At 44.7% G+C, this 12,788-nt stretch carries 7 protein-coding genes; all 7 read left to right on the top strand.

What is annotated here, in order from left to right:
- Positions 1–690: 690 nt before the first annotated feature.
- The 7 genes from JK154_RS15655 (at position 691) to rluF (ending at position 12,788) form a co-directional block, all read left to right on the top strand.
- A complete protein-coding gene (locus JK154_RS15655; protein WP_211993498.1) occupies positions 691–1,707 on the top strand; it encodes a hypothetical protein in 1,017 nt (338 codons plus the stop codon).
- Between the two features lie 458 nt (positions 1,708–2,165).
- The gene (locus tag JK154_RS15660) at positions 2,166–3,260 is read left to right on the top strand and encodes a hypothetical protein (RefSeq protein WP_211993499.1); all 1,095 of its coding nucleotides are present in this window, start codon (positions 2,166–2,168) and stop codon (positions 3,258–3,260) included.
- A gap of 652 nt (positions 3,261–3,912) precedes the next feature.
- Positions 3,913–4,851 carry a lytic polysaccharide monooxygenase gene (locus tag JK154_RS15665; RefSeq protein ID WP_211993500.1) on the top strand — a complete coding sequence of 313 codons (939 nt, stop codon included), beginning with the start codon at positions 3,913–3,915 and terminating at the stop codon, positions 4,849–4,851.
- A 239-nt stretch (positions 4,852–5,090) separates the two neighbouring features.
- Positions 5,091–6,020: a homoserine O-succinyltransferase gene (gene metA / locus JK154_RS15670; protein WP_211993501.1), complete on the top strand. Its 930-nt coding sequence runs from the start codon at positions 5,091–5,093 to the stop codon at positions 6,018–6,020.
- 162 nt (positions 6,021–6,182) lie between these two features.
- Positions 6,183–9,866: a methionine synthase gene (metH, locus tag JK154_RS15675; RefSeq protein ID WP_211993502.1), complete on the top strand. Its 3,684-nt coding sequence runs from the start codon at positions 6,183–6,185 to the stop codon at positions 9,864–9,866.
- A gap of 238 nt (positions 9,867–10,104) precedes the next feature.
- Entirely contained in the window at positions 10,105–11,736 is a 1,632-nt protein-coding gene (locus JK154_RS15680) for a Na/Pi cotransporter family protein (RefSeq protein WP_211993503.1), read from the top strand.
- A gap of 155 nt (positions 11,737–11,891) precedes the next feature.
- Positions 11,892–12,788, top strand: coding sequence for a 23S rRNA pseudouridine(2604) synthase RluF (rluF, locus tag JK154_RS15685; protein ID WP_211993504.1), 897 nt, complete (start codon positions 11,892–11,894; stop codon positions 12,786–12,788).

The following is a 12,788-nucleotide window of genomic DNA, read 5'->3' on the forward strand; positions in this document are numbered from 1 at the left end:
GCGAGAACAGGGAACTGCCAGGCATCAAATTAAGCAAAAACCCCAGTCTGACGGCCGGGGTTTTTTGCGTTTATGGCCTCTGAGAAAGTTTATCAGGGGTTTGATGTTGCAGGAACAAGGTGGCAGGCGAGGAAGGAGAGGGGCATACAATGAGCATGAGACTGAACAGTCCGGATGGCATCAGAGCTAATGTAGTAACCCCATCTGCAGGCATCAGACAAGCAAGGGCCCTGATCGAGATACCGGTTTTTTTGTATTCTGGCTTTGGCAAAATATGCCAAGTTTATTTGTATTTCCAAAAATATTAAATTGAATGAATAAAAATATTTATTGATATATAAGGTATCAATTTTTAGCTATTCATATTGGTTACTCATGTAAAATAACAGTGAAAATCACTTAATGAATGCATGAATTAGTCGCTATTTTGTTATCTGTTTTATTTTCATTTTTATTTAATCCTTGTTTCTGAATGCATTAATTTCCTTTCTGTAGTTTATATAATACGGTTTTCCGAAGCGCCCTTGATCGCTAAAAAATGTTAATTGAAATTAACTCCCACTTGTGATTGGTATGCTATATGCAATAGGTATTGCAATAAAATATTCATCCATACTTATTTTGAATGTTTTAAAGAGCAGAATATCTACCCTGAAATTTAAAAGATAATCATTAAAATAGAGGATAAGTATGCTACCAGGCAATTCAGATATACCACATCATCAAAGCTATCTACGGAGCTCATATCAAATAGATGACGTAGTAATACCTCATAGCACACCCGACACGGTTCCCCTGCATACAATAATAAATACAGTTATTAACAGTCCAGAAAAAAAAGTTGATAACACTACGTTCTTTTCTTCAGATTCAAAAGAAGATATTTCAAACAAGAGCAGCTTGCTGAAAAAGCTATTGCTTGGCGCTACTATCCTGGCAGGTACTGGTTTGTTGGCTACTGGGGGGCTCTTCTGTTATATGGCAGGGCGCTCAAGCAATACTGCTCTATTAAATAGCGCTCATCTTTCAGATTCTGTCATGTTCACAAACATAGATAAGGGACTTCTTTCCGGCATTGCCAGTCATCCAACTCATTATGCTGAACCTGTTGTTGATACTGGTGTATCACGTTCTCCTTACTCTTATTATGAGGAACGCGAAAAACTACGGAATCGCTCCATGCCACAGACCTCTGTAACGACGCTCGGGCCTGTATCTGATAACCCGTCTGAGAATAGTAGAGCGACCCACTTGCACGATACCATGCGGGATATTTACTATAATACTCTCCCTGTCGATATGTACCGACCTCTTGGCAGGCAGCTTCATATTTCACTGAGTAATTATTGCAAATCAAAAATATATCCTTTAGTCCATAAAGCTAGCCAGGCCTCTACGGAAGATAAATGTAATTATTTATCTAAAGTGGTAGAGGGGATTTTTTATTATAAAAATATTGATCTTGTACTCAGAGATGTTAATTCACACAAAGATATATTATCCCCCACTGAACATGCCGATGAAATAATAATCAGGAGAATGTTGACGACAGGGTATTTGGCTGCGGAATATATCATTGATAATAAGGACGTAAACGGCTTTTATAATGATGCCATGTCTGATCATAAAATTTACTCTTCAGAAGATCTTGTTAACAGAGAAGAGAATATTATGAACTATTTATCAGCTCACAAGAATAAATGTTAAAGATAAATATCATTTAGCACTCATAGTGCCCGTTTTGATAAACGGGTTCTATTTTATTAACAAACAGAGTGTTTATTGACAGGATTAATAATTAACATGTATCAATGTTGGAATGAATTTCATCATGCAGGGTATACGAAATCATTACACAGTGACTATTTACGCGGGAGAGAGTGAACTAATTCAGCCATTATAGAGATATTAGGAGTGATAAAAGCAGTCAATGACCTGATGTCAGATATACCATCTTAATGGTTATTTATGCCTTTGTGTAAAATATATTTTTTCTGATTTTCATACTAAAGAATGTTAATTGAAATTAATCTACAAGTATCACCATTATCATTTGTTTAGTGAAGTCGTAAGCAAAGAGTTTCTCCATTTTCAGCAGGAATAACGCTGATGGTCTTGGCGCTACATAATATTTTAAAGAACAATCTCCATAATAAAGGATAAATATGCAGTCGAGTATTTCAGACCCCATATCTCAGAATAGTTATTTACATATTACGGATCAAGCTGATGGTATAACAAAAAAATATAATGATCCGGAAACGGTACCATTGCAAGCCAGAATAAATACGGTTACCAATAGTTCGGAAGAAAAAATTGATAACGCCATTTTTTTTCCCCCAGATAAAGAAGAGAGCCATCCTGAAAAAAGTAACTTACTGAAGCGATTGGTAATTGGGGCTGCTATTTTGACGGGTGGTAGTCTATTGGCAGCAGGTGGAATTATCAGGTATATGGCTGGGCGGTCTGATCATACTAACAGTTTGGATAAAGCCGTTTCCTCCAATTCAGCACTGCTATCTGACATTGAACAGAGAATGAATGCAGGATCGAATCAGAACTCTGATATATCGCTTTCTGCAGAAATTTTGCCTGGCTCTTCTCTTTCCCCTTATTCTTACTATGAAAGCATTTATGCCCATCCTGATATTCGGGGCAAGGTATTGCCATCAGTCACTTTAACAACACCTGAATCAGCTATTGTGATACCTGAACGTGGTCTTTCTGTCCGGGAAGGAAAGAAATCGCTGACGCCGGTGTCGACAATTGATACCAGTAATGCGGAGAAATCAGAAGCAGTATACCGGCATGAAAGCATGAGAGATATTTACTACAATACTCTTCCCGTCGATATATATCGACCGCTGGGCAAGCAGCTTCGTACAGAGCTTGCTGCTTATTGCAACTCAGATATCCAGACTTTTGTTCACAAAGCACATACTTCCTCCCCGGAGCAGAAATGCAAACTCCTGGCGAAGGTAGTTGAAGAGATTGACTATTATAAAGAGATGGAGAACTTACTCAGGGGCATTAACGCAGCTAAAGAGACGTTGTTACCCAATGAACATGCGGAAGAAATCATTGTAAGAAGAAAACTGACAACGGCATATCTGGCGGCAGAATATATCATTGACGGGAAAAGTGCGGGTATGTTCTACAATGATGCCATGCTGGATAACAATATTTACTCTTTCAGGGACCTTACCGAGCGAGAAGATAAGATTATGAAGTATTTTCCTAACCATCATGATGAATGCTGAAAAAGTTAGCAGGCTAGCGTAATGAAGAGCTCGCTTTGATAGCGGGCTTTTTTTATTTTGCGTTCAATGGGATTTCTACAGAGGTCACTTATGCCGGTGAGTATGTTTTTATTGGATTTTATTGGTTGGTTGTTTTTTTGATATTGTTATTTAATTATATGAAACAGTTTGATTATGATATTTAAATTGTTATTGATAATATCTAAAAATGTTTAGCTATTTATTATTCGCTCCTATAGGTTCCTATTCTTAACAATAAAGATGATATTAATTTTTCAATGAGTGTTTTTTTGATGAAAAAAACATTGCTTTATATATTCGTTTTGATTACATAATAAGCCCGCTGATTCGATATTTTTATTTTTTATAAGTGCTTTTCATTCTCTGGCTATAGTTACTGTTTATTTTTTGATGATATATTTTATATCGACTCGGCATTGGTGTCAGACTGATGTTAATTGCTTAATTATATTTGCTATTTCTATTTGATAGGTTCCATTGCTTTGGCTCGTTTCTTTATTTATTTGTCTTGCGCCTGTGTAGTTTTGGATAAATGTGATGGAAGTCATAAGTTAAATAATGGAAGAGCACAGTGCGGAGGGAAAATATATTTTCCCTCTATAAAGATATCTCAATAAATTAGAAGGGGTTTATGATGGTCATAAAAAGAAATGAAATTCTGAAAAGAATTAATAATAAGCTTAAGAGAACGACTCAACCGATTCAACCTTATCATGGTTATGTTATCAGTCCTTTATCCCGTGCCGGTTTTCTCATATCAAAAGGCTTGCTGGGTTCTCCTTGGCCCGCGAATGAGATGGAAGGGGGGAAAAACTTCCCTAACTATACCGGTGGTCAGTTTGCCAGGCAGGGAAATGAAGAGGCTTTTTATACGGATACTGACAGTTCGACACCACCAGAAGATGGCCTGATCCTGAGTGGCGGACGGGATACTTCGGGCCGTATCATTGTCAATTATACTGATCAGGAATTAGAACGGTTGACGGGTACCAAAGGGGGGTGGCCTAAGCTCCCGGTGAACAGTGGCAGTACATTTTATGTGACCTGGAATTATCAGGCTGCTCATAAAACAAGGGGTTACCGTTGGTATATTACACGGCCGGGATGGGATACTACGGAGCGTCCGACCCGGGCATCTTTTGATCTGGTGCCGATACACAGTGATTTCAATCCGGATGCTCCTTACTGGAGTTATAGCTCCGAAGCCATGGCACCATGGAATAACTTGAGTGTGACGCTGCCTTCACGTGTTGGCCACCATATTCTGTTGTGTGTCTGGATAGTCGCCGATACAGGTATGGGGTTCTATCAGGCCTTTGATCTGGATTTTGACGATGATGGCCAGTCAAATGGGGGGACTGAAGGTGAGGATGGGGGCAATGGTGAAGGTGAAAATGAACCGAATATACCGGAAGAAGATTACCCTACTTGGTCGCCAAATAGTGTCCAGTATTATGTTGGTGATTATGTGATATATAAAGACGCGCTCTATGTTTGTACACAGGCGAATGTCTCTAACAGTGGCTGGGCCCCGGGTACTGCCACTACCCTGTGGCGACTTGTTAGTTAAAGTAAGACTAATGGATGAATAAATAATCGCGGCAGGCATTCAGAGTAATGCCTGCCGCATATCCCCCCCCGTTCTGAGGTGGGTAGCTGGCAGGGGGGTACTGGTCCCCGCTCTCTGCTTCTGTCTGAATGAAACATTTTCACCTGTCGGGCAAATACTCGACATCATCCTGTAAACTCGGTATCGTCAGGCATCTGGATGTCTAAACGTTTAAACGTATGCTTTGAGGATATAAGGTTATGCCAATTCGGGTACAGGACGAGCTTCCGGCCGTCAATTTCCTGCGTGAAGAAAATGTCTTTGTGATGACATCATCACGTGCGAGTAACCAGGAAATCCGTCCACTGAAGGTACTGATACTGAACCTGATGCCGAAAAAAATTGAGACGGAAAATCAGTTTCTGCGTCTGCTCTCAAACTCCCCCCTGCAGGTTGATATCCAGTTATTACGTATTGACGCTCGTGAGTCACGTAATACGCCAGCGGAACACCTTAATAATTTTTACTGTGATTTTGAAGACATCAAAGATGACAATTTTGATGGGCTTATCGTGACAGGAGCCCCACTCGGGTTGGTGGAGTTTAGTGATGTGGCTTACTGGCCGCAAATCCAGAAAGTACTCCTGTGGGCTAAAGAGCACGTGACCTCGACACTCTTTGTCTGTTGGGCTGTACAAGCGGCACTGAATATCCTCTATGGTATTCCGAAACAGACCCGTAATGAGAAACTATCCGGGGTTTACCAGCACCGTATCACACACCCTCACGCCCTATTGACCCGTGGATTTGATGATTCTTTCCTGGCGCCTCATTCGCGCTATGCTGATTTCCCGGCTGATTTGATTCGACAGTCGACGGATCTTGAAATTTTTGCCGAGTCTGAAGGGGGGGATGCTTACCTCTTTGCCAGCAAAGATAAACGTATTGTTTTTGTCACAGGGCATCCGGAATATGATGCCCTGACCCTGTCAGGTGAGTATTTTCGTGATCTGGATGCTGGGCTGGAGCCTGCAATGCCCCATAACTATTTCCCGGATGATAATCCGGATAATCCGCCACGAGGGACGTGGCGAAGCCACGGTAACCTATTGTTTACAAACTGGTTAAACTATTATGTTTATCAGATTACACCTTTTGACTTACGTCGCATGAATCCGACGCTTGAGTAGGTTAGTGACTCGTTGGTCAATTGATGCTTCATGGCTTTTAGCATGGTGTAATATATGCCAGTATAATGAGTAAGCTTTTTAATCCCCCCGATAATAACTCCAGGGTGCTGATACTGTTACTGCCTTGTAAGTACCCTGATCAGTTAACACCAGGAGTTCTGAGTGAGTAATAAAGTAGAAGAGCTGAAACGCCAGCTAAATGAACGCATTCTGGTGCTGGATGGTGGTATGGGTACCATGATCCAGAGCTATCGTTTTGAAGAGAGCGACTTTCGGGGGGAACGCTTTGCTCAGTGGCCCTGCGACCTGAAAGGGAACAACGATCTCCTGGTTCTCAGTAAACCAGAAGCGATAGCCGCTATTCACTCTGCTTATTTTGCTGCAGGGGCTGATATTGTCGAAACCAATACCTTTAACTCGACAACGATTGCCATGGCAGACTATCAAATGGCATCTCTGTCGGCTGAAATTAACTATCAGGCAGCGAAACTGGCACGTGCCTGTGCTGATGAGTGGACTGCCCGTACCCCAGAAAAACCACGCTATGTTGCGGGGGTGCTTGGCCCAACCAACCGGACAGCCTCTATTTCGCCTGATGTTAATGATCCTGCTTATCGTAATATCACCTTTGATCAGCTGGTTGTCGCTTATCGTGAATCGACGCGGGCATTGGTTGAAGGCGGTGCTGACTTAATCATGATCGAAACGATTTTCGATACCTTAAATGCCAAAGCAGCTATTTTTGCCGTCAAAGCTGAATTTGATGCCTTGGATATTGAGTTGCCAATCATGATTTCAGGCACCATTACCGATGCATCTGGCCGTACCCTTTCCGGGCAAACTACCGAAGCATTTTATAACTCTCTGCGACATGCCGATGCTCTGACATTTGGTCTTAACTGTGCACTTGGCCCTGATGAACTTCGCCAGTATGTGGCTGAATTATCACGTATCTCTGAAACCTATGTTACTGCACATCCCAATGCAGGGCTGCCAAATGCCTTTGGTGAGTATGATCTCGATGCGGATACGATGGCTGAACAGGTTGGGGAATGGGCCAGGTCGGGATTTTTGAATATTATCGGTGGTTGCTGTGGCACCACACCTGAACATATCGCGGCCATGAGTCGCGCAGTTGCCGGTGTGGCACCCCGTCAGCTGCCTGATTTACCGGTTGCCTGTCGCCTGGCAGGACTGGAACCATTAAATATTGGTGCCGATAGTTTATTTGTAAACGTCGGAGAGAGAACCAACGTTACTGGATCCGCCAAGTTTAAGCGCCTGATCAAAGAAGAAAAGTATAACGAAGCATTGGAAGTCGCTCTACAGCAGGTCGAAAATGGGGCCCAAATCATCGATATCAATATGGATGAGGGGATGCTTGATGCAGAAGCCGCGATGGTTCGCTTCCTGAATTTGATAGCAGGCGAGCCAGATATTGCCCGCGTGCCTATCATGATAGATTCCTCAAAGTGGGACGTTATTGAGAAAGGGCTGAAGTGTATCCAGGGTAAAGGGATTGTGAACTCCATCTCCATGAAAGAGGGGATTGAGGCTTTTATTCATCATGCTAAATGCGTGCGTCGTTACGGCGCTGCCATGGTGGTTATGGCATTTGATGAAGCAGGCCAGGCAGATACCCGGGAACGTAAAATTGAGATTTGCCGGCGTGCTTACAAAATTCTTACCGAAGACGTCGGTTTCCCACCCGAAGATATTATCTTCGATCCCAATATTTTTGCGGTGGCAACCGGAATTGAAGAGCACAACAACTATGCTCAAGATTTTATTGGTGCTTGTGAAGACATTAAGCGTGAGCTCCCACATGCCATGATCTCAGGGGGCGTATCGAACGTTTCCTTCTCATTCCGTGGTAATGATCCGGTACGCGAAGCTATCCATGCAGTATTTCTCTATTATGCGATTCGCAATGGCATGGATATGGGGATCGTCAATGCCGGGCAACTGGCCATTTATGATGATTTACCTGCAGAACTACGTGATGCCGTGGAGGACGTGATTCTCAATCGTCGGGACGATGGCACTGAACGTTTGCTGGAACTGGCGGAGCGTTATCGCGGTAGTAAAAATGACGACCATGTGAATGCACAACAAGCGGAATGGCGTAGCTGGGACGTACAAAAAAGACTGGAGTATGCCCTGGTTAAAGGGATTACCGAATTTATAGAATCGGATACTGAAGAAGCCCGTCAACAAGCAAGCCGTCCAATAGAAGTGATTGAAGGGCCACTTATGGCCGGCATGAATGTGGTTGGTGATTTGTTCGGGGAAGGGAAAATGTTTTTGCCACAGGTGGTGAAGTCAGCCCGAGTGATGAAGCAAGCTGTTGCCTATCTTGAACCTTTTATTGAGGCCAGCAAAGAGAAAGGTAGCACCAACGGTAAGATGGTTATTGCCACGGTTAAGGGGGATGTCCACGACATAGGCAAGAACATTGTTGGTGTCGTCCTGCAATGTAATAACTATGAAATCATCGATCTTGGGGTTATGGTTCCTGCGGAAAAAATTCTCAAGACGGCACGTGAAGTGAATGCTGATCTGATTGGTTTATCGGGTCTGATAACGCCCTCACTGGATGAAATGGTCAATGTGGCAAAAGAGATGGAGCGTCAGGGCTTTACCATCCCGCTATTAATTGGTGGAGCAACCACTTCCAAAGCCCATACGGCAGTAAAAATTGAGCAGAACTACAGTGGCCCGACTGTCTATGTGCAGAACGCATCACGAACGGTAGGGGTCGTGTCTGCACTGCTTTCTGCGGCCCAGCATGATGACTTTGTTGCTCGCACGCGTAAGGAGTACGACACTGTACGTATTCAGCATGCGCGCAAAAAGCCGCGTACACCTCCGGTCACTTTATCCCAGGCTCGGGAGAATGCTTTGGCCTTTGACTGGTCTGGTTATACTCCACCCGTACCACAGCAGCTCGGGGTACAGGAAGTGAGTGCGGATATTGCGACGTTACGTAAATATATCGACTGGATGCCTTTCTTTATGACCTGGTCCCTGGCCGGGAAATACCCGCGTATTCTGGAAGATGAGGTCGTGGGTGAGGAGGCTAAACGCCTGTTCCAGGATGCCTGTCAGATGCTTGACATGTTACAGCAGTCGAAAACGCTAGTACCACGGGGTGTTATAGGAATTTTTCCTGCTAACCGAGTCATCGATGATGTTGAAATTTACCAGGATGAAGCTCGGGAAGCATTGCTCACTGTCGGGCACCATCTACGTCAGCAGACAGAAAAGCGTGATTTTGCTAACTATTGCCTGGCGGATTTTGTTGCCTCAAAAGAGAGCGGTAAAGCTGATTATATCGGTGCCTTTGCCGTCACCGGTGGCCTGGAAGAGGATGCCCTGGCAGAGGCTTACGACGCCCGGCATGATGATTATAATAAGATTATGATAAAAGCTATCGCGGATCGCCTGGCTGAAGCTTTTGCTGAATACCTTCATGAGCAAGTGCGTAAGGTTTACTGGGGTTATGCCGCCGATGAAAATCTGACAAATGAAGAACTGATTCGGGAAAATTATCAGGGTATTCGCCCGGCTCCGGGGTATCCTGCCTGTCCGGATCATACCGAAAAAGCCGCTATCTGGCAGTTGCTGGATGTGGAAAAACGGATTGGTATGCAGCTTACGGAGTCCTACGCAATGTGGCCTGGGGCATCAGTCGCGGGATGGTACTTCAGCCACCCTGAAAGCAAGTACTTCGCGGTTGCACAGATTCAGCGTGACCAGGTGGAAGAGTATGCCCGGCGTAAAGTAATGAGTGTTAGTGATATTGAGCGTTGGCTTGCACCTAACCTGGGTTACGATGCGGATTAGCCCGACCATTCACTGAGTCCTGCTTCGTGCTATAAGCAGAAACCATCAGGGGGGCTGTTGTCTTTCCTCCTGATGGTTAAATCCCACCGGAAGGCTACCACGACTTTTTGGTATCGGCTCCTCATTGTTCGGGATACCGTTCTATCGCCCTGTCTCTTTCCTGGACTAAACCCTCTATACTGGATATCGCTAATCCTCCCCCCGATAACGTTAAGACATTTAAGGAGAACGGACGTCTGTGTTGACTTTGTTACACTTGCTATCTGCGGTTGCATTACTGGTATGGGGAACGCATATCGTTCGTACCGGTATTATGCGCGTGTATGGTGCCAATTTACGTAGCGTTTTAAGCCGCAGTGTGGAGAAAAAGCCCGTCGCTTTTTGCGCTGGAATTGGTGTGACGGCCCTGGTGCAAAGCAGCAACGCAACCACCATGCTGGTGACTTCTTTTGTGGCTCAGGACTTGGTGGCGCTCACCCCGGCATTAGTGATTGTTCTTGGTGCCGATGTCGGTACGGCATTAATGGCTCGTATCCTGACCTTTGATCTCTCATGGTTATCACCCCTGCTGATTTTTGTCGGTGTCACTCTATTTCTCAGTCGCAAGCAGAGCCGTGCCGGACAATTAGGCCGGGTTGGTATTGGCCTGGGGTTAGTATTACTGGCGCTGGAACTAATCGTTGCCGCCGTTACCCCTATAACGCAGGCATCAGGGATCAAAGTTATTTTTGCTTCCCTGACCGGTGATGTGATGCTGGATGCTCTTATTGGGGCCGTGTTTGCTATCATTAGCTATTCAAGCCTCGCTGCGGTTCTGTTGACCGCAACCCTGACCGCAACCGGTATCATTTCCTTTGATGTGGCACTCTGCCTGGTCATTGGAGCCAACCTTGGTTCGGGCCTGTTGGCCATGATCAACAACAGCGCATCAAATGCGGCGGCACGCCGGGTGGCATTGGGGAGTTTTCTATTCAAGCTGGTGGGCGGGATAATCGTACTGCCTTTTATCCATATTCTGGCGGTGTACATGCAGCGTTTGCCGCTTTCACCCGCAGACTTAGTTATCTATTTCCACGTGTTTTATAACCTGATTCGTTGCCTGGCTATGGTTCCCTTTGCCGACCTGATGGCGCGTTTCTGTCGCCGAGTGATAAGCGAAACGACAGAGACGGACACGCGAATGAGGCTGAAACACCTTGACCCTGCGGATCTTGACATTCCCGCTTTAGGGCTGGTGAATGCAGCCAGGGAAACCCTGAGAATGGGAGACACGCTAGAACAAATGCTGGGGAGCTGGTGCAAGATTGTTCATGGGGGGCCCCATGAAGAAAAAACGCTGCGAAAGCTGGCTGATGATGCGGATACACTTTATACCGGTATTAAGCTTTATCTGGCTCGCATGCCAAAAGACGCTTTAGCAGAAGAAGAGTCTCGACGCTGGGCTGAGATAATCGAGGTATCCCTGAATCTTGAACAAGCAGCAGATATCATTGAACGAATGGGAAGCCAGGTGGCAGATAAATCTCTGGCTGCCCGTCGAGCATTTTCTGCCGAGGGGTTGAAAGAACTCGATAGTCTGTATCAGCAACTGGTGAGTAATCTCCAGTTGAGTATGTCGGTTTTCTTCTCCAGCGACATTAACAGTGCCCGACGGTTACGACGTAATAAACACCGTTTCCGTATTATGAATCGTCGTTATTCGCATGCCCATGTGGACAGGCTACATCAGCAAAATGTGCAAAGTATTGAGACCAGTTCACTGCATTTGGGCCTGCTTGGAGATATGAATCGACTGAACTCATTGTTCTGCGCGATTGCCTACAGTGTCATGAATCAGCCAGATGAGGATGATGAACGGGAGAATAACTGAGGGGTAATCAATCTGAAGATACTTATCTTACCGCGAGATTTTCCTGAGCTATCTACTGTTTTCTCCAAAAAGCGCAGATTATTGCACAATGTTAAATAAACCCTGTTCGCAAGGCTCTGTGGGTAGGGTATAGTCCTGGTTTTTACGGAGGAGCCATGCTGACTAATTCATCTATTCGTCTTAACAAATACATCAGTGAGAGTGGGATTTGCTCACGCCGTGATGCGGATCGTTATATTGAACAAGGTCTGGTTTTTATTAATGGTAAACGGGCCAAAATAGGCGATCAGGTACTCACTGGTGACAGTGTTAAAGTGAATGGTCAGTTAATAGAACCACGTCAGGAGGATGACTTGGTTCTGATCGCCCTGAATAAACCCGTGGGTATAGTGAGCACCACCGAAGAGGGTGAACGGGACAATATTGTTGATTTTGTTAATCACAGTAAACGCGTGTTTCCAATCGGACGCCTGGATAAAGATTCCCAGGGGCTGATCTTCCTCACTAACCACGGTGACCTGGTCAATAAAATTTTGCGAGCGGGTAATGACCATGAAAAAGAGTATCTGGTCACCGTGAATAAATTGATAACTGATGAGTTTATTCTGGGAATGGGGCGGGGAGTGCCTATTCTTGGAACGGTCACGAAAAAATGTAAGGTTAAGAAAGAATCACCATTTGTGTTTCGTATTACCCTAGTTCAAGGACTAAATCGCCAGATTCGCCGTATGTGTGAATATTTTGGCTATGAAGTGACGCGCCTTGAACGTACACGTATTATGAATGTCAGCCTTTCCGGGCTGCCACAAGGTGAGTGGCGTGATTTGAACGATGATGAGCTTATTGAACTCTTTAAGCTGATTGAAAACTCAAGCTCGGAAACCAAAGAGACGAAAGCCAATAAATCCGCAAAAACGGCTAAGACTAAAACGGCTGCCACGACAGCGAAAAAACCAGCTACGAATGGGGCAAAAAGTATGGCAAAAACCCCGGCAGAGCTCGCTTCACGCAAACGTTTTACGGCACCGGGGAGAAAAAAGAAAGGGCGCTAA

The organism is Citrobacter sp. JGM124, from assembly GCF_018257795.1.
Lineage (GTDB): Bacteria > Pseudomonadota > Gammaproteobacteria > Enterobacterales > Enterobacteriaceae > JGM124.

Excerpts from the sequence above, each read along its gene's own strand:
- JK154_RS15665 (WP_211993500.1), top strand. The coding sequence starts at position 3,913 with ATGATGGTCATAAAAAGAAATGAAATTCTGAAAAGAATTAATAATAAG.
- rluF (WP_211993504.1), top strand. The coding sequence starts at position 11,892 with ATGCTGACTAATTCATCTATTCGTCTTAACAAATACATCAGTGAGAGT.
- metA (WP_211993501.1), top strand. The coding sequence starts at position 5,091 with ATGCCAATTCGGGTACAGGACGAGCTTCCGGCCGTCAATTTCCTGCGT.
- JK154_RS15660 (WP_211993499.1), top strand. The coding sequence starts at position 2,166 with ATGCAGTCGAGTATTTCAGACCCCATATCTCAGAATAGTTATTTACAT.
- JK154_RS15655 (WP_211993498.1), top strand. The coding sequence starts at position 691 with ATGCTACCAGGCAATTCAGATATACCACATCATCAAAGCTATCTACGG.